The sequence below is a fragment of the Nonomuraea sp. NPDC002799 genome (genome assembly GCF_053592075.1).
The window spans coordinates 25,567-44,103 of the sequence record NZ_JBSFVA010000053.1; the positions used below are offsets into that span (position 1 = coordinate 25,567).

The following is an 18,537-nucleotide window of genomic DNA, read 5'->3' on the forward strand; positions in this document are numbered from 1 at the left end:
TCGCCCATGGATGGACGCCTCAGCACGACCCCCGGAATTCCGCGCACCTTCGGAGGCCCACCTTGGATCCACGCTTCGGTCCTCGTCCCTCAGCCGCCGTACGCCGCGCCGCGTCGATCGCCGTGTCGCTGGTGCTGCTGACACCCGGAGTCCACCTGATCAGCACGGTCGCCGACGCGGCGGCCGACCCGATCGACTGTGCGACCGTGCCGTGGATGAACAGGTCGAAGTCGCCGGAGCGGCGGGCCCGCGCGCTCCTCGCGGCGTCCTCGCTCGACCAGAAACTCCGCTGGCTCGACGAGCACTCGGCCAACGACCCGGCGCGCACCACGTTCACGACCGCGGCTCCCCGCGAGCTGCCGCCCGGCGAGTTCGTCCCCGTCACGTTCACGATGCCGCCGCAGGTGCCGTGCACGCCGGCCATCCAGTACACCGACGCGCCGTCGGCGATCGCCGGCGCGGGCGCCGGGGTGACGGTCTACCCGGCCAACGTGTCGCTCTCCTCCTCCTGGGACACGGCGCTCGCGCGCGAGAAGGGCGCCGCGATCGGCCACGAGGCGTGGCGCAAGCAGCGCAACGTGCTGCTCGGCCCCGGCCTGGCCGGCGGGCGTGACCCCCGGAGCGGGCGTACCTCGGAGTATCTCGGTGAGGACCCGGTGTTGTCGGGTCTGCTGGCCGGCGCGTACAGCAAGGGGGTCGGGGCGAACGACGCCGAGCCGGTGCAGGCACAGCTCAAGCACTACGTCGCGAACGAGCAGGAGACCGATCGCAACAACAGCTCGTCGAACGTGGACGGCCGCACCCTGCGCCAGATCTACACCCTCCCCTTCGAGATCTCGATCGACCGCGGCGACGTCGGCTCCGTCATGTGCTCCTTCAACCAGGTCGACCACGATTGGGCGTGCGGCAGCGACCGGGTGCTCGGCCAGATCCTGAAGAAGGAGATCGGGTTCGGCGGATGGGTGGTGACCGACTTCGGCGCCCGGCACTACCTGAGCGAGGATCCGCCGTCGCTGAAAGCGGGCCTCGATCAGGAGCTGAACGCGTGGCGCTACTGGACACCCATGGCGATCAAGGAGCAGATCGCCCAGGGCCGCCTGCGCGAGGCGGACGTCGACGAGGCGGCGTACCGGATCGTGCGCGCGCACATCGCCTCCGGCCTGTTCGACGTGCCGCGCCTGAACGCTCCCGACGCCGACGTCGCCACGCCCCAGAGCGAGGCGCTGGCCCGCAAGCTGGCCGAGCAGGGCTCCGTGCTGCTGAAGAACACCGGCCTGCTGCCGCTGTCCCGATCGGCTCAGAAGATCGCCGTCATCGGCCCGTCGGCCGCCGGCACACCGGAGCCGGGCGACATCGACGCCTCCAGCGTCTGCCTGCACACCGCACCGAACATCCCCTGCACCGCCAAGGCGCCGCTCGACCACATCACGGCTCGGGCCCAGGCCGATGGCGGCACGGTGACCTACGCGAACGGCGCCGACCTCGCCGCCGCCACGGCCGTGGCGAGCGCGGCGGATGTGGCCATCGTGTTCGGCTACTACCGGGAGGGCGAATTCGCCGACCGGCCGAACCTCTCCCTGGACGGCGGCGGCGACGCCCTGATCGGCGCGGTGTCGGCGGCCAACCCCGACACCGTGGTCGTGCTGCAGACCGGTGGCCCCGTCGTCATGCCGTGGATCGACTCGGTCAAGGGAGTTCTGGAGGTCTGGTACGCCGGTGAGGAGATGGGACCGGCGATCGCGTCGCTGCTGTGGGGAGACACGGCTCCGAGCGGCAAGCTCACCCATTCCTTCCCCAGGTCCGAAGCCGACCTGCCGACGGCCGGCGATCCCCGGCGCTACCCCGGCACCTTCTCGGACGGGTCGATCGTCCGCGCGCCCGGCAACACCGAGGCCCGGCAGGTCGAGTACGAGGAAGGGCTCAAGGTCGGTTACCGCTGGTACGCGGCCCAGGGTGTCCGGCCGCTGTTCCCGTTCGGGCACGGGCTGACCTACACCACCTTCGCCTACGACAGGCTCCGCGTCACGCCGGCGAGCGCGAAAGAGGTCCGCATCCGGTTCCGTCTCACCAACACCGGCCGGCGGACCGGCACCGAGACCGCGCAGGCGTACGTCGAACTGCCCGCTTCGGCCGGTGAACCGGCGAAGCGGCTGCTCGGCTGGCAGAAGGTCACGTTGCGGCCGGGTGAGTCGCGCGACGTGCAGATCGCGATCAGCGCGGCCGACCTCGAAGATCTGCATCTGCTGCAGTACTGGAACCCCCGCAGTGGCAGGTGGGCCACCGCCAAGGGCACCTACCAGGTCAGCGTCGGGACGTCCTTCGACACTTCCCTGGAGAGCCGTTTCACCATCCGCTGACCGGCGGGGGACGTGTCATGACACGTCCCCCGGTCAGTGCGGGTTCCCTTCCTCGGAGTGGCGCCCTTGTCCCCTACAGCAGGGGATGCGCGCTGAGCCAGGCGGCCGCTCTGCGCACCGATGCGCGGGACAACCACGCCTCCTGGACCACCTCGGCCAGCTCGCGCCGGGTGAGCTCACCGATCCGGCAGGCCCGCAGCAGCACCGACGGGTGGCCGTTGAAGTGCGCGGTGGTGAAGAACGGCGACGCCGCGTCCTGGACCAGCGCCTGCTTGTCCGCCTGGGACTCGACCCAGAAGACGATCACGTCCGCATAGCGCTCCCCGGTGTCCGGGTCGGCCGCGTCCGGTCGCGGGTTGCGGAAGAAGACGAACGACTTCCCGCCCACCTGGTAGATCGGATTGTCGCCGGTCCCGTGCTCGACGGTCACGTGCGGCATGGCCAGGGCCAGCTCGTGCACGTCCTCGACACGGGCGGGCCGTCTTCCGTCATCGTCGGGCACACCCCACAGCGTAGGCGGCATCTCCCGGAACCGCCGCTCGACCACCCACGCGGCTTCGCGGGTCGCGGCCACGCCTGAACGGCCGCACCGAGACATAACCGACCGGCCACCAGGATGGCCATTCGGCATTCCGCTCGATCGCGCCTATGAGTCTGCGGTCAACGGCCGGGGCATACCTGATCTCGACATCGAGGAGGAGAGCGTCGAGCGAGTTCGCCGGCTCCTGCGACGCGGTGTGGCGTTCGCGTGGACCGGCGGAGTTGGGAGCCGACGGAGATCCAGGGCATCCTCACAAGCGATGAGTGCACCCAGACCGCTGCCCGGCATCCGCCGTCATGCCGAGTGACCGGGAGCGGATCGACCGAGCACGATCAGATCTCGGATCTTTCATCAACCGCCCGTTCCCGAGGTTGCCCGAAGGTGCTGAATGCCGCCGAACCTGAGAAAAGATGCCCTGGCCGCCGTGAAAGCGGCGCTGACCGGCGCCGGCTTCGCGGCCACGCGTTCGCGCTATATGTTCGTGCAGCGACGCACGCCAGGTGTGCACGGCTGGCTGGGCCTCAACGACAATGACACCCATCTGCCGGAGCTTCTCATCATCAATCCTGTGGTCGGAGTGATCCACGAACGGATACAAGAGACGATCTCGGAGCTCAACCCCGAGTTCGATCGGCGCGGACAGCCTGTCGTAAGCTGCAATCTGGGCTGTCTCACACCCGAAAAGACCTATCGCACCTGGGACTTCCATCGGGGCGGGGATCCGCGTGGCGTGGCAGTCGACCTGGCAGAAACTCTCTCCGTCCACGCCAGAAGCTTCATCGACCTCTGGGCTGATTGGTCGGAACTGTCAGAGCGGATAGCAGACACCGATCTGCTGGTTGACGATGAGAAGTACGTCGTCGTTCCGGTCGTGAGAGCACTCAATGGCGAGGTGGCGAGTGCGTTGCGGATGATTGACGAGAAAAAGCGGCAGGTCGCCGATAGCCAAGATGTTTACGCTTCGTTCTACAGGAAGTACGCCGAATCGTTTCAGGGAAGGTTCTCCTAGCGATCTTCGGTCGCTAGGAAGCACCGTCGCGCAGGGTGCTCACGATCTCCTCGGCGGTGAGGCGGCGGGAGCCGACGTAATAGAGCACGGCCCCCGCGGGCAGTTCGGTTCCCCAGCCCGGGTTGACCGTCAGCACGTCGCCGGCCCGGGCGGCGAGCATCGTGGCGCCGTGGCGCCGGCCGAGCACGGTCTGGCAGTGGTCGACCAGTACCGGGCCCAGAGACTCCGGCAGCCGCACTGAGTAGGTGTCGGCACCGCCGTGAGTCATCAGCTGCGTGTAGATCTCGGTGATGCCGGGGTCCTTCAGCTCCTCGGTGATCATGTGCGTGCTGTGCCACTGGACACAGCGCACGGCCTCATCGAGGTAGCGGAGGTGCCGGACCCTGCTGAGGTCGCGTAGCGCCACGACGAGATGGGCGCTGCCGGCGACGTGGCCGGCGGTGATCGCGACCGTCAACGCCTCGTTGTCGTCGCGGGCGTCGACCAACACGCTGTACGCCCGCTGGACCCCAGCCCTGCGCAGCACGCCCTCGTCGGTCAGGTCACCGCGGACGAACGCGACGTCGCGGTCCGACATCGGGTGCGCCGCCACGTCGTCCCACGCGCAGAGCACGAGGCCGCTCGAACCGTCGGCGAGCAACTCGTCCACCATCTGCTCGGTACGTCCCGGCGTGTAGCCGAGCAGCACGACGTGACCTGACATCTTCACCGTGACCACACCCCGCATCCTTCGTCCCTTGGCCTTCTCCAGCGACGTCGCGAGCCTGGCGAACACGGTCGTCAGCGTCGCGATGCCGCCGACGATGACGTACACGCCGACGGCATGGCCCGCCGCCGACTCCGGGTACAGGTCGCCGTAGCCCACGGTCGCGGCGGTGACCACGAAATACCACCAGTAATTGGCCGGGTCGGCGATCGCGCTGCCCGCCGGCTCCGCGAGGGCCATCAGCGGCCAACTGGTCACGAACACGAGGCTGAGGACGAGGACCGGCGTCCACCAGGTCCCCAGCAACGTGATCTGGGCCAGCAAGCGAGCCAGATAGAACTGCACGCTTCCTCCCGTCCGACACGCTCAGGTGCGGGACACTCTAACCGGACAAAACCCATAAAGCAGCACTAAGAGGGTGTTGCTCACGAACGTATCGCCAGCCCGACAAAAGCTGACGATCACTCGTCTACCGCGGCTCCGGCCGACCGGCCACGGCGCCGGCGGAGACGCGCCTGTGGGTGCTGAAACTCGGCCTTCCGGACCGACCTGAGCCTCGGCTCTCCAATGTGAGCCCACACCGGGCGGCGCCGAACACCACCAGTGCGCCCGATCGCGGGCTTTCAGCTTGAGCATCGCCCGGCTGACGTGGGTGCGCGATCGCGGCGGGGGCGCGCCGGGAGAACTGGGAGATCACACTGCGGGTGATCGAGGGGGACAGGCCGTCGATCTTGCCGAGGGGTTGTCGGTGTCGACCGGGCTTCCCGACGCGCCTGAGGCTCACCCCAGTAAGCGATCAGATCGACGATCGGTCCTGGCGAATCATGACATGTCGTCGTACGCTCGCGAGCGGCGGTCGAGATTCCCGACCGCTCTACTGTTACGGGGAGTACATGTTCATGAGCCGACTTCGGCGTGCTCTGCTCTGCTTACCGATGGCTCTGATCCTGGCCGTGCCGCTCCACGCGGGCCCGGTCCAGGCGGAGCCGCCGCCTCAGCAGGAAGCGGGAGCACTCTCCTACACCGGCAAGCTCACCCTCGACGACCAGGGCAAGCTCGGGGTCGAATCCGACCTCAAGAAAACCGGGGGACGCGAGCCCGATCTGACCTACCGTGACCCGTTCGCCACCGCGGCCGCCTCCGGGCCGCGCACCCCGCCGGCCGAGCCCACCGGGCCCGACGTCGAGGACTGTCTCAGCGGCGACGATGCCAAGGACTCCACCGGCCGGGTCTACAACCGGTTCATGTGGTGCCAGCGGTACCAAATCTCCGCGGGCCGCGTGGTCGGCGGCCGGCTGATGTCCACGGTGACCATGGACTTCGACGCCGTCGCCTACGGCCGCGACGACCGCACCCGCGGCGTGACCGTCTTCTTCAAAGCCGGCAAGGCCGTCTACTGGCCTACGACCAAGGGCTACATCCGGCCCGAATCCATGCTCTTCCAGCGCATCAGCTGCCTGGGCGGCTCCAGTGGCTGCGAGCAGAACTACGCGCACACCGGCAAGCAGCTCAAGGACTGGGACGACGGCTGGACCTCCTGGTCGATCACCTCGCTGCCGACCGTGGGCACTGACCAGATCGCCAGGCACGAGTGGGCCTTCGACGGCTACATCATCGACTCCTGGAACGTCATGCTGCCGGGGCTGCCCGCCGAGAAGCACAACATCCGCTGCGACTCGGCCGACTACTTCGGCAAGATGCGGCGCGGCGCGTGCATCTTCGACGACGTGATCCCGCACCTGCAGTACTCGGTCCAGGACTCCAGGGTCGCCGAGGTGGCCAGGCACATCCAGTGCGCGCAGGCCGAGCCGTTCTGCGTGCGGGACGGGCAGCCGTGGCAGACCTATCCCAAACAGGACGGGGCCAAGCTGATCCCGGGCAAGTTCCACCCCGGTAACCGGGACGATCTGCTCGCGCTGCACCGCGTGCCGTACCAGGGGCCGGTGTGGACCGCCAACGGCCGTGCGAAGGACAGGGCATGCGCGCAGATCCCCAAGAGCGACTACGACACCTCCATAGGGCAGGAGTGCGACGAGTATCCCTTCGCGACCACCGTTGAGGGCGCGTCCAACCCCAACTGGGACTTCTCCGTCCTCGGCGTGCAGAAGACCGTGAACGGATGCGCGGGCAACGCGCTCAAGCGGTACTACCGCGACGACCGGATCCTCTACCAAACCGACGGCTTCTACGTGCACATCAAGGACACCCCGCCGGAGGGCGCCGACGCGTGCGAGGCCGTGCCGCCGGATGAGGACGAGCCTCCGGGCGGTGGCGGCACTCCGCCGGTCAACCTGCCGCCGACCGTCAACGCCGGGCCGGACATCTCCGGCAACGAGGGTGCTTTCACCGCACTCCAGGGCAGCGCCAGCGACCCCGAGTCCGGCACGCCGCACGTGAGCTGGAGCTTCACCCCCGGTCCGGGTGTGGATCCGGGCGCGACCTGCTCCTTCGGCAACGCCAGCAGCGGCGCCACCTCGGTGGCCTGCACCGACGACGGCACGTTCACCGCGACGCTGACGGCCAGCGACGGGATCAACCCGGCGGTGAGCGACAGCGCGACGGTACGGCTCAGCAACGTCGCACCGGCCATGAGCCCGCGCCCGGTGATCGCGGCCGACGACGAACCCACCACTCCGCCGGACACGCCGGGCATCCACCAGCCCAAGCCGTGGCAGGTGTTCCGCGCGGGCACCCCGGTCACGCTGCAGGCCGTCTACAGCGAGCCGGGCGCCAACGACACCCACGCCTGCGTGACCGACTGGGACGACGGCACCAGCAGCACCTACGCCGGAGCCGACCTGACCTGTGAGAGCACGCACACCTACGCCCACCCGGGCATGTACACGATCAAGACCGAGGTCACCGACGACGACACCGGCACCGACCTCAAGGACGTCATGGTGATCGTCTACGATCCGGACGCCGGGTTCGCCACCGCGGGCGGCCAGCTCGACACCCCGGACGGCAAGGCGCACGTCCAGTTCAACCCGAAGTACCTGCCACACGACGAAGGCCCCGCCCCGTCGAACGGCAAGCTCTCCTATCGGGTGAAACAGGACATCGACCTGGACTCGGCGTCGCTGGAGTGGCTGGTCGTCACCCCGGACGACAAGATCGCCTTCAAGGGCCAGGCAGCGGATGGCCGCGGCTTCGTCGCCTACGCCTACGACGGCTCGCCCGATGCTTTCCGGGTGGTCATCTGGCCGCTGTCGGCAGGCACCTACCCCGAGTCGTCGGTGGACTACGACAACGTCAAGGGAGCAAGCTACGACCTGGACGCCGCACGGCCCCAGGAACTGGCGCACGGCTCGGTCCAGGCGCATAACTAGTAACCATGGCGAACCTGCTGAACCGGCTGGAGACCACGGTCCTGGTGGACCACCAGAGCTTCGACCTGCTCGACGACGGTGGCCCCCAGGAGGCCGTGCCGGTCTTCGGCGACCCGTCCCGCTGGTTGTTCACCGGGCGCAACGTCGTCACGGTGGTCAGCCAGGACGGGTCGCCGCACGACGCGGCGGTCGTGGTCGAGCTCTGGGACGCGCCCCCTCCGGGGCCGTCACAGGACGAGGCGCTGGTACGGCTGGACAGCGGGGAGCTGGAGGTCAACCCTTTGGTCGAGCCGGACGCGCCCTGGCTCGACCTCGGCGGCCCGGGGACGTACCGTCTGCGGGCCCGCCGGACCGGCGACCGGTCCTACCTTTTTCAGCTCTGGCCCCTGGCGGGCTCGGAAGAAGGGGAGAACGACACATCGGGCGTCTGACCATGTGACCAGCTTCGAGCCGGGCGCGGGCCCCGCGCGGGCGCAGAAGCCACGAGTCGATCGGCGGCAGACCTCGCGTTCCAGCTCGACGTCTGCCGCTTGCGGGCGCGGCGGCCAGGAAGGTCATCAGCCGTCAGCCGTACCGTCGTGAGGCATTCATCCGCCGGACGGAGGGAGCTTCTAGGTTGCCCACGCGCGAAGACCCACACGCGTGCACCTACTTAGAAAGTTTCCCCATGCAACTTCCAGGGTTCATCGTCAATCGGCTGCGATCGGCGCTCGTCCTCTTGACCGCACCGGCCGCCGTGGCAGTGATGCTCGTCGCCACCCAGATCTCTGCCGCGGACGCCTCGACGGCAGCTGCGCCGGCACCTGAGAGGGCATCGGCCACCGGCGCCGGACCGGGTGCCGTCCGCCACGCGAACCGCGGCGGGCCGGTGGTCTGGTCGCACCGAGGCGGCTCGAAGAACGCGCCGGAGGAGACCACCGCGGCGTACAAGCGGGCCCTGGCGGATGGCGCCGACGTCTTGGAGGGTGACCTGGCCCAGACCAAGGACGGCGTGCTCGTGGTCATCCACGACAACACTCTCGCGCGGACGACGAACGTCGAGGAACTCTTCCCCGACCGCGCTCCGTGGAACGTCATCGACTTCACCCTGGCCGAGATCAAGCAGCTCGACGCCGGCTCGTGGTGGGACCCCGCCTTCGCCGGGCAGCGGATCCTCACCCTGCGCGAGTGGTTTCAGCTCACCAACGGCCGGGCGGGTGTCGCGCCCGAGCTCAAGTCGCCGACCCTCTACCCCGGCATGGTGGAGAATCTGGTCCAGGAGCTTCGCGTCTGGGGTTACACCCACGATTTCAGGGCCAGGAACGGCGCTCCGCAGATCTGGGTCCAGTCCTTCGACGAGGCCGCGCTGCGCCAGTTCCACGCGCTGCTGCCCGAGGTGCCCACGCTGCTGCTCCGCAGCGGTTACCCGTTCATGACGGCGACCGATGAGGTGCTCACCGAGCTCGCCACCTGGACCACCGCGATCGCCGGCAACCCGGTGCAGACCACCGCTTCCCAGGTCGCCCGGGTCCAGTCCTTCGGGCTGGAAGTCGTCAGTGAGGTCGAGGACGGTCCGTCGATCCTGAGCATGATCGAGCGTCAGGGCTATGACCATCTGTTCACCAACGTGCCGGACGTCGCCAAGGCCGTGCTCGCCGGCAAGAAGCCGTTGCGCACGAACGGCGACGTCGTCATCGACAGCGTGGTGTACAACCCGGATGGCGACGACGTCGCGCCGAACGGGGGCGAGTACGTCACACTCCGCAACACCACCGACGAGCCGATCGATCTCAACGGCTACACCCTGCGCGAGTTCGGCAACGCCCTCCTGCGGGTGGGCGACGGCGCCGTCATCGAGCCGGGCAGCCTCTACAAGGTGTACGTCGGCCCTGGCACGGACCGGCCGAACGCGCACTTCAACGGGCTGACCGCGGGGTTGCTCGCCAACACGGTCACCGATCACGTCTACCTGTACAACGCCGGCCGGGTCATGGAGGACCTGTACTCCTACATCGCCTCCTGACCGAGCCTCCGTTGCCTCCGCCGGCAGTCGTGGTGCGCCGGGATCGCCAGGATCGCCAGGATCGCCGGGATCGCCGGGATCGCTGGGCATGGCGGGGGCAACGTCGCGACGGCTCGTCGCAGGAGGCGTTCGAGCACCGTGATCTTGTGACGCAGGGCGGGAATCTCGACGTCCTTTGTCCCGATCGACCATCGGCAGCTCGCGCTCGGCTCCCGGATTGTCGGTGCCCGTTGATAACTATGGCCCCGTCACGTTGACCGACCGACGACGATGGAGCCCCCCATGGCCACGGCCACTTTCATAGACGCGAGCGCCACCGGCAGGTGCTCAGCCGAGATCCCCCTTCCCGCTCGGCCCGACGCGGGCCCGGCGCGCGAGCTCATCCGCCTCGTGCCGCGGGTCGGAGGCTGACATGGGCGTCCTCGACGACTTTCCCCAGGCTTACGGCTACCTGCTCAGACACCGAGTCGAAGGGCTGCCCCACGAGCTGTTCGACCGGTACGACGCGGGCGGGCGGCCCGGCGCCGACGAGGCCGGGCGCAGGGCGTTCGGCATATGGGCGCAACTGCGGCTCAGCCTGGGCGACAAGGGCGGCCACGAGCACCCCGGGGAGGTGCTCCGGCTGGTGCGCGAGGTGGCCGGCGGCGACATCCCCTGGACGTTCGAGGACACGCGTTCCCTGTGGGAGATCGCCGACGCGCTGTCGAGTTGCGGTCACACCGGCCACACGGAGCTGTACCGGATTCCGCTGGCCGCCATCGCGACGCTCGGATACCCCGAGCGCCGTCAGGTCCTTGGTGACGCGCCGCCGTGGCACCCGGCCCACCGCAGCCCCGGCCGGGCCGCGTTACGCAAGGACCTGGAGCGCGTCCTGACCGAGCCCCCGGAGCACGGGGCGGCCGGGGTCGTGCGCAGCCTGGTCTGGGACGGCGACCCCATCGCCCGTGCCATGGCAGGGAAGTACGCCGCCCGGCTGGCCCACCCCGCCGTGCTGCCCCTGCTGAAACACTGGCGCAAGGCCAAGGCCAACAGGCCCAGCGAACCCTGGCTCGCCAAGGTCCGCACGCTGCTCACCGACGACGGCGTGGCGGTGCTGCGCGAGATCCTCTCCCGCTTGGCCACGCACCGCGAGAGCCGCGAGCCCGGCGGCAGGGTCTTCCTCGCCCGCCACACCGCCCTCCCGCTGCGCGGCATGTTGTGGACCTGCGAGGTGATCGACGCGCCCTGGGTGTCCACGCTGCTCGGCGACGTCGCCACCAACTGCGGCATCGGGCGCAACGGCACCGGCGGCGCCGCCGTCTGCCGCAACGAGAGACTGGCCAACGCCGCACTGAACGTGCTGGCCAAGCGGGGCGGCCTCGACACGGTGGGCGTGCTCGCGCGCGTGCGAGCCAGGCTGCGCAGACCGGCCCTGCTGGCGAAGGCGTCCGATGCTCTCGACGCGGTGGCCGTACAAGAGGGACTGAGCCACGAACAGCTCGTCGACCGGACGGTCCCGGCCTTCGGGCTCGGCCCCGACGGGGTCCGGGAGGAGCAGGCCGGCGACTGCGTCGTCCGGCTCGACGTCGACGGGCCGGTGCTGCGGTTCGTCAACGCGTCCGGGCGCGTCGTCAAGTCGGTGCCCCAGTCCATCCGCGAGGATCCCGTGCTCGCCGATCTCAAGGCCACGCTGAAAGACCTCAAACGCACGCAGGCGGCCGAGCGGCTGCGCCTGGAGCAGATGCTCATCGTCGAACGCGAGCTGTCCTGGCAGGAGGCCGAGCAGTACTTCTTCGACCATCCGGTCACCGGCCCCTACACCCGCGCCCTCATCTGGCGGCTCCCAGACGGGTTCGCCGGGCTGCCGGCCAGGAGCGAGGGCGGCTGGGCGCTGGCGGACGCGAGCGGCAGATCCGTGCGTCCGGGGGCCGACACGCCCGTCCGGTTGTGGCACCCCATCCAGGAGAGCGCCGAGGGGGTGCGCGGCTGGCGCGACCACCTGCTGGAGCGGGGGATCAGGCAGCCGTTCAAGCAGACGTTCCGCGAGGTCTACCTGCTCACCCCGGCAGAGGAGCGCACCCGCACCCACTCCGACCGTTTCAAGGGCCACGTCGTGCGTTACGGGCAGGCCAAGGCGCTGCTGGAGCAGCGCGGCTGGAGCGGGCTGTCGATCGGTCACTGGGACTACGAGAGCGGCGGCGACGTGGGGGCGGCCGTCAAGACGCTCGCCGGCTGGCAGGCGAGCTGGGACCTGCGGGTCGCCTCCGACCCCCAGCAGGACGCCTGGGGCACGGCTTCCTGTGCCGCCACCGACGCGATCCGGTTCCGCCACGCGGATCTTCCCGGCGACGCGCCGCTCACCGAAGTGCCGCCGCTGGTGTTGTCGGAACTGCTGCGCGACGCCGACCTCGCCGTGGGGGTCGGGTCCCTGGGGCTCGACCAGCAGGCGGCGGCCGGACACGACGGCTACTGGCAGTCGTACGGGTTCGGCGAACTGAGCGAGACCGCTCGTACGCGGCATGACGCGCTGGCCCGGCTGCTGCCCCGGCTGAAGATCGGTGACCGGGTGGAGCTGACCGACCGGTTCCTGCGCGTGCGCGGGCGACTGCGCGCCTACCGGATCCATCTGGGGTCGGGCAACATCCTGATGGAGCCGAACGACGCCTACCTGTGCATCGTCCCCAGACGCGACCGCTCCGTCTCATCGGTGTTCCTGCCGTTCGAGGAGGACGGCGGAATGTTGTCGGTCATCTTGTCGAAGGCGTTCCTGCTGGCGGACGACACCAGGATCAGCGATCCCAGCATCACCCGCCAGATCGTCGCTACTCAGGCCGATGCCGTCGAGGGTGAAGGCGCGTACCCACTTGGGCCCGATGCGCGTCAAGCACAGGTCTGGTGGGACGGTTGATGAAACGCTCGAACACCCTGTGTGACGATGGCCAGTATAAGAGTGCGACTTCTTTCCGAATTCAGAAAGGCGTTGTCGGAGGAGGGATATTTCCCCCTCGACGTGCTGAGCGGCCCGGTGACCTCCGAAGCCGGGCAGCCCATGCTCCGCCATGTCGACCCTTACGGGGACACGATGTTCAACCGGGCGCAGATGCGGACCCTGCTGGCCGAGATCGACGCCCTGCTGGCCGTGGATGCCGGGCTCACCACGGACCAGCGGCACTACCTGTCGTTCCTGCGGAGGTTGTGCGTGCTGGGAGACGACGGCCCGCATCGCTACCTCTGGGTGTGGGGAGCGTAATCACGCCAGTGAGACGAGAGTTTCGCGTGTCCTGGCGGCAAGGTGCCGGGTGCGAACATGACCGCGTATCCAGCGTCTCCCAGAGGTCAGAGGTTGGTCGACTTGCTGAGGGCGCTGCCCGCCAGCCAGTCCTCCCACGATTTGGCCCACGGCGTCGGCCCGTTGCCGAACTGGAGCTTGCGCGAGGTCCCCGTGACCTCGATGATGTCGCCGCGCTGCGTGAATCGGTAGAACCAGCGGGCGTTGGCCAGGCTGGCGTTCACGCACCCATGGCTGACGTTGCGGCTGCCCTGCGCGCCGGTCGACCAGGGCGCGGCGTGGAAGAACATGCCGCTGTAGGTCATCCTGACGTTCCACTTGGTGTGAGCGAAATACTCGCCCGGCCTGCCGATGGTGGCCGAGTCCATGAGGAAGTTCGCGGCCTTCTCCTGGGCGATCATGGTGCCGGAGAAGCTCTCGTCGCCCCGCTTGCCCAGGCTGACCGGGATGGTCTTGACGACCTCGCCGTTCTTCCGCACGACCGCCCGGTGGGTCCCGTTACGGATCTTGGTGATGTGCTCCTGACCGACGGTGAAGGTCAGGCTGCGGTCCTTGGTGCCCCACAGGTTCTGTCCGGCGCGCAGGCCCGCCAGGTGCGCGACGACCGTGACCTTCTCCCCCGGCGGCCAGTACTCACGCGGCCTGAACTGCACCTCCCTGTTGCCCGTCCAGCTCCAGGCGCCCTCGACCGGCTCGGACATGTGCACCGTCAGCGAGCGCTCGACGGCGGCCCGGTCCTGCTGCTCGGTCACCGGATGCGACAGCAGGAGCTGGATCGGCATCCCCACGCCGACCCGCTCACCGTCCAGGGGCGACATGCCGCTCTCCAGCACCCGCTTCGGCTTCAGTGTGCTGAACGCGGCCCGCTTCGCGATCTGCTCGCCGTTCGTGCCGGTCGCCTGCACGCGCACCGTGTACGCCGACGACGGCTTGAACGGCCACGTCGGCCGCCACGTCCCGTCCGCGCCCGCGCTTCCGCTGACCTCGCGTCCCTCGGCGTCGGCGACGGTCAGCCCGGTGACCTTGCCGTCGGTGACCTTGACGCTGATCCCGGTGTCCGGGGAGACCTTCTTGGTGCCGTCGGCGGGCAGGATCGCCAGCGTGGGCGGCGGGGCCGGGGCCTGCTGCTTCCTGGGCGGCGCGCCGGAGCCGCCCGATGCGCATCCGGCGGCCAGGAGCAGCGCCGCCGTGAACATGCCGACAAATATGGTCCCGCGCATCGCCGATGCCCCCAGTCCCCCGACAAATAGGCATATTTCGGCCTAGGTCGCCTCTTGTAGATACGGAGAGCGTTATGCCCATTACTGAAGGTAATCATGCGGAGATGTCGTGCAGATGACGACGGGTTGCCGCTGCCGGCGGCGAGTCTTCGGCGATCACCCGTCCACGTCTGTGCCGTACGCGACAGAACCCAAGGGACGCGCGGGGCCGGCACCGCAGCGTCACCGGCCCCGCGTGGCTCAGATCTCGCAGCCGGTCTCGGTGTCGCCGGCGTCGGAGAAGCAGGTGTCGGTGCCCGTCCCGGCATTGAGCGAATCGTTGCCCCCGGCCCCGTCCACGGCGTTGAGCGTGTCGTTCCCGCCCAGGCCGGTGATGGTGTCGGCACCCTGGCCGGCCCGGATCTCGTTGGCCACGCCGTTCCCCGTGACCACGTCCGATCCGGAGCCCGCGAACACGTTCTCCACGTCGGACATGAGGTTGTCGCCCTCGCCCGCGGCCCCGTCGTTGGCCACGCCGTTGAGGGTGATGGTCAGGGCGGCCGTGCGGTTGTTGTAGGCGGCGGTGTCCACCCCGGGCCCGCCGGCGAAGACGTCGGCACCGTCCACCGGGAGATCGGCGTTGTAGATGTCGTTGCCGCCGTTGCCCGCCGTGGTGTCGTTGCCCACGCCGCCGAAGAACTGGTCGGTGCCGCTGCCGCCGCGCAGCGTGTCGGCCCCCGCGTCGCCGTGCTGGTGCGAGCTCACCGGCGAGTTGTTGGTGACGGTGTCGGCCAGGTCGCCCGCGAACACCCGGACCAGGTTCACGCCCGCGCACTCGACCGTGTTCGCGTTGATCTGGGTGCACCCGGCACCGGCGCGGACCGCGTCCGCGGTGTCGTTGATCACCACCTGGCCGGACCCGTTGATGCTGATCGTGATGTTGTTGGCCTTGCCCGCGGCCGCCGAGACGTTGAGGTTGCCCAGCGTCACGTTCGTCAGCGTGTCGGCGTGGGAGGGCACCGCGAACATCGTCTGGAGCCCGATCGCCGCCGCCGCGAGGGCGGCCACGGCCAGAATTTTGCGCATGGTCTCCGCCTTTCCTGGAGGTTGGCTCCAGTAGCCCAGGACTCGTGCCGCGGGAGTACGCACAAAGGCGCACCCGGGCTGTGCCGCAGGGCATTGCGGGCCGCTCAGGAGTTTCCTGCGGCGCGGGTCGGATTCGCCCCGATCAGCCGGTGGCGAGGGGGCTTGGGTGCGGGTCCCGGCGCGCCGGCGCGATGGCGGCTCGGGGACACGCCGCGGACACGTTTGAAGGCCACGCTCAGGGCGAAGGCGTTGGCGTAGCCGACCTGCCGGGCGACCGAGTCGATCGTGGTCTCGGACGAACGCAGGAGGTCGGCGGCGAGCGCCATCCGCCAGCCCGTGACGTACGTCATGGGTGGCTCCCCCACCAGGGTGGCGAAGCGGTGGGCGAACGCCGCCCGCGAGGCGCCCACCTTCCCGGCCAGCGAGGCCACCGTCCAGGGACGGGACGGGTCGTCGTGGATCAGCCGCAGCGCCTGGCCGATCAGCGGATCGCTCTGCGCCTGGTACCAGCCGGGCGCCTGGGCCTCGGGACGGGCGAACCAGGTGCGCAGGGTCGCGATCAGCGCCAGATCCAGGAGCCGGTCGAGGACGACCTGCTGGCCGGGTCCTTCGCCGCTGACCTCCTGGGCCAGTAGTTCCATGACCGGGTCGCGGGTGCTCGACCGCGGCACCAGCACGATCTCCGGCAGGGCGTTCAGGAGCCGCTCGCTCACGTCGCCGCTGACCTGGTAGGTCCCGCTGGCCACGATCGCCGATCCGTCGGAGGTGCGCCCGCTCGTGCGCGGACCGAGCCGCAGGTCCTCGGTGATGTCGACGTTGTCCATGGTGGTCAGGCGATTGCCCGCGTGAACGATGATCTCGGGCGGGGTGGCCGGGTCGTCGCCGATCGTGTAGGGGCTCGGCCCTTTGATGATGGCCACGTCCCCGGTGCGCATCAGCAGCGGCTCGCCGTCGTCGGGCACGATCCAGGCGTGCCCGCGCAGCGCCGTGGCCAGGGCGAGCGTGGCCCCGTCGGCTATGCGCAGCGACCACGGCGGGTCGAGGATCGCCCGGCAGAACTCCGCGCTGCGGGCGCGGACGCCGTCGAGGAGGGCAGCGAGCGGGTCCACTCCTTCAGTCTAGACGGGCAGAAATGGAAAGGAGCGTATGGAACATGGATCGTCTCTCCGTGAGGGCGTTCACTGGGCTGTGACACACCACGACGACGCGCAGGAGAGTCCGATGTACGCGATCACAGGAGTGACAGGCCATGTCGGCGGCGTGGCGGCCCGGGAACTGCTGACCGCAGGGGAGCCGGTGCGGGCCGTGGTCCGCGACGCCGCCAAGGGCGAAGCCTGGATCCGGGCCGGGGCGGAGGTCTCCGTCGCCGATCTGGGCGACCGGGCGGCGCTGGCGGAGGCGTTCCGCGGCTGCCGCGCGGCGTTCGTGCTGCTGCCGACCGATCCGTCGGCGGATGACGCCGGCCATCGCAAACTGGCGGACTCGATCGCCGGGGCGGTCCTGGACAGCGGTGTCGCGCACGTGGTGCTGCTCTCCTCGATCGGGGCCGAGCTGGCTGAGGGCACCGGCCCCATCCGCTGGCTCCATCATCTGGAGAATCGGCTGCGTGAGACGGGCGTTCCCCTGACCGCGGTTCGCTCGCCGCACTTCCAGGAGAAGGTGGAACCGCTGCTCGGCGCCGCTCTCGGGGCCGGTGTCTACCCGGTCTTCGGTGACTCGGCCGACATACCGACCCCGATGGTCGCGACGTACGACATCGGCAGAGTGGTCGCCGAAGCCCTCGTGGCGGCTCCAGGGGCCGGCGAGGTCATCGATCTGGACGGCCATTCCTACACCGAGCGGCAGGTGGCCGGGGAGCTGGCGGCCGTGCTCGGCAGGCCGCTCGAAGTGGTCACCATCCCACGGCCTGGATGGGTCGGTACCCTGGTGGAGGCGGGCGTCCCGGCGCGGCTCGCCGAGGAGCTGGCCGACATGTACGACGCCGAGCGGCGCGGTCTTCTCCAGCCCCATGGCGACCGGCAACTCACGTGCACGACCGGGATCGGCGAGACGCTCCGCGGGCTCGTGCCGACCACCCGCTGAGCTCAGGCGGTCATCGTGCGGATCGAGGAGGCGGCATGCCGACGATCGTGATGACGGGCGGCACGTCCGGATTCGGCGCCATCGCCGCCGGACTGCTGACGCGGTCGGAAGACGTCCGGCTGATCCTGGGCGCGCGCCGGCCGGCCGCCGCCGGCGAGTCGATCCCGCTCGACCTGACGGAGCTCGCCTCGGTGCGCGCCTTCGCGACGTCGGTGCGCGAACGGCTCGGCGGCACCCCCGTCGACGCCTTGGTGCTCAACGCCGGCGTGATCCTGCCCGACGTCGCCACCCGGACCGCCGACGGCTTCGAGACGACGTTCGCCGTCAATCACCTCGCGCACTACCTGTTGTCGCGCCTGCTGACGCCCGTCCTGGCGGACCAGGCGATCGTCGTGCTGACCACGAGCGGCACACACGATCCCGCCACCCGCGCCGGTCTGGCGCCGCCGCGGCACGCCGACGCGGACCTGCTGGCGCACCCCGATCGCGACCCCGGCCGCGATCCCCGGCCGCGCAAGGCCGGCGAGCACGCGTACACCGCGTCCAAGCTGTGCGCCGTGCTCAGCGCACGATCACTGTCCGAGCGCCGCGACGACCGATCCCGGCGGCTCACCGCGATCGCCTACGATCCGGGGCAGGTGTTCGGCACGGGATTGGCCAAGGACCTGTCGTTGCCCTTGCGGACGGCCTGGGCACTGCTGGGCACACCGGTGCTGGGGCGGGCGCTGAGCAGGCTCAACCCGCATCTCAACAGCCGCGCCGCCGCGGGAAGGACCCTGGCCGACCTGGCTCTCGGTCTCGCGGCACCCCCGGACGGGCACGTGTACGCCTCCTTGCGGCGTGCGCGGCTCACCTGGCCGGCCCCGTCGGAACTGGCCCGCGGCGACGAACCGGCGCGGGCGTTGTGGACCGGCAGCGCCAGGCTCGTCGGCCTGCCGGACTGAGCTCACCCGCGGCC

General features: G+C 69.7%; 14 protein-coding genes. 9 read left to right on the forward strand and 5 right to left on the reverse strand.

The window, feature by feature from the left end:
- Positions 1-62: 62 nt before the first annotated feature.
- A complete protein-coding gene (locus tag ACWD0F_RS47470; protein WP_449889054.1) occupies positions 63-2,357 on the forward strand; it encodes a beta-glucosidase in 2,295 nt (764 codons plus the stop codon).
- 73 nt (positions 2,358-2,430) lie between these two features.
- Here the strand turns inward: ACWD0F_RS47470 and ACWD0F_RS47475 are convergent, their stop codons facing one another.
- Positions 2,431-2,859, reverse strand: a complete 429-nt coding sequence (locus ACWD0F_RS47475; RefSeq protein ID WP_449889056.1) for an MmcQ/YjbR family DNA-binding protein — start codon at positions 2,857-2,859, stop codon at positions 2,431-2,433.
- Between the two features lie 427 nt (positions 2,860-3,286).
- Here ACWD0F_RS47475 and ACWD0F_RS47480 point away from each other — a divergent pair, with 427 nt between their 5' ends.
- Positions 3,287-3,907: a hypothetical protein gene (locus tag ACWD0F_RS47480; protein ID WP_449889058.1), complete on the forward strand. Its 621-nt coding sequence runs from the start codon at positions 3,287-3,289 to the stop codon at positions 3,905-3,907.
- A 13-nt stretch (positions 3,908-3,920) separates the two neighbouring features.
- Here the strand turns inward: ACWD0F_RS47480 and ACWD0F_RS47485 are convergent, their stop codons facing one another.
- Positions 3,921-4,958, reverse strand: coding sequence for an ion channel (locus tag ACWD0F_RS47485; RefSeq protein WP_449889059.1), 1,038 nt, complete (start codon positions 4,956-4,958; stop codon positions 3,921-3,923).
- 590 nt (positions 4,959-5,548) lie between these two features.
- On the opposite strand from ACWD0F_RS47485, the gene ACWD0F_RS47490 reads away from it, so the two are divergent.
- From ACWD0F_RS47490 to ACWD0F_RS47510, 5 genes are all read left to right on the forward strand, one after another.
- A complete protein-coding gene (locus tag ACWD0F_RS47490; RefSeq protein ID WP_449889061.1) occupies positions 5,549-7,942 on the forward strand; it encodes a PKD domain-containing protein in 2,394 nt (797 codons plus the stop codon).
- 5 nt (positions 7,943-7,947) lie between these two features.
- Positions 7,948-8,373, forward strand: coding sequence for a hypothetical protein (locus ACWD0F_RS47495; protein ID WP_449889062.1), 426 nt, complete (start codon positions 7,948-7,950; stop codon positions 8,371-8,373).
- A gap of 236 nt (positions 8,374-8,609) precedes the next feature.
- Entirely contained in the window at positions 8,610-9,944 is a 1,335-nt protein-coding gene (locus ACWD0F_RS47500; RefSeq protein WP_449889064.1) for a glycerophosphodiester phosphodiesterase family protein, read from the forward strand.
- A 412-nt stretch (positions 9,945-10,356) separates the two neighbouring features.
- Positions 10,357-12,831, forward strand: coding sequence for a DUF4132 domain-containing protein (locus ACWD0F_RS47505; RefSeq protein WP_449889066.1), 2,475 nt, complete (start codon positions 10,357-10,359; stop codon positions 12,829-12,831).
- 27 nt (positions 12,832-12,858) lie between these two features.
- On the forward strand, positions 12,859-13,173 hold the full coding sequence (locus tag ACWD0F_RS47510) for a hypothetical protein (protein ID WP_449889067.1): 315 nt from the start codon (positions 12,859-12,861) through the stop codon (positions 13,171-13,173).
- A gap of 86 nt (positions 13,174-13,259) precedes the next feature.
- Here the strand turns inward: ACWD0F_RS47510 and ACWD0F_RS47515 are convergent, their stop codons facing one another.
- The 3 genes from ACWD0F_RS47515 to ACWD0F_RS47525 form a co-directional block, all read right to left on the reverse strand.
- The gene (locus ACWD0F_RS47515) at positions 13,260-14,408 is read right to left on the reverse strand and encodes an Ig-like domain-containing protein (RefSeq protein WP_449889069.1); all 1,149 of its coding nucleotides are present in this window, start codon (positions 14,406-14,408) and stop codon (positions 13,260-13,262) included.
- A gap of 264 nt (positions 14,409-14,672) precedes the next feature.
- Complete coding sequence (locus ACWD0F_RS47520; protein ID WP_449889071.1) at positions 14,673-15,497, reverse strand: calcium-binding protein; 825 nt, start codon at positions 15,495-15,497, stop codon at positions 14,673-14,675.
- A 104-nt stretch (positions 15,498-15,601) separates the two neighbouring features.
- Positions 15,602-16,606, reverse strand: coding sequence for an AraC family transcriptional regulator (locus ACWD0F_RS47525; RefSeq protein ID WP_449889073.1), 1,005 nt, complete (start codon positions 16,604-16,606; stop codon positions 15,602-15,604).
- A 112-nt stretch (positions 16,607-16,718) separates the two neighbouring features.
- Here ACWD0F_RS47525 and ACWD0F_RS47530 point away from each other — a divergent pair, with 112 nt between their 5' ends.
- Both ACWD0F_RS47530 and ACWD0F_RS47535 read left to right on the forward strand, forming a co-directional pair.
- The gene (locus ACWD0F_RS47530; protein WP_449889075.1) at positions 16,719-17,579 is read left to right on the forward strand and encodes an NmrA family NAD(P)-binding protein; all 861 of its coding nucleotides are present in this window, start codon (positions 16,719-16,721) and stop codon (positions 17,577-17,579) included.
- A 35-nt stretch (positions 17,580-17,614) separates the two neighbouring features.
- Positions 17,615-18,523, forward strand: a complete 909-nt coding sequence (locus ACWD0F_RS47535; protein WP_449889077.1) for an SDR family NAD(P)-dependent oxidoreductase — start codon at positions 17,615-17,617, stop codon at positions 18,521-18,523.
- Positions 18,524-18,537: the final 14 nt, after the last annotated feature.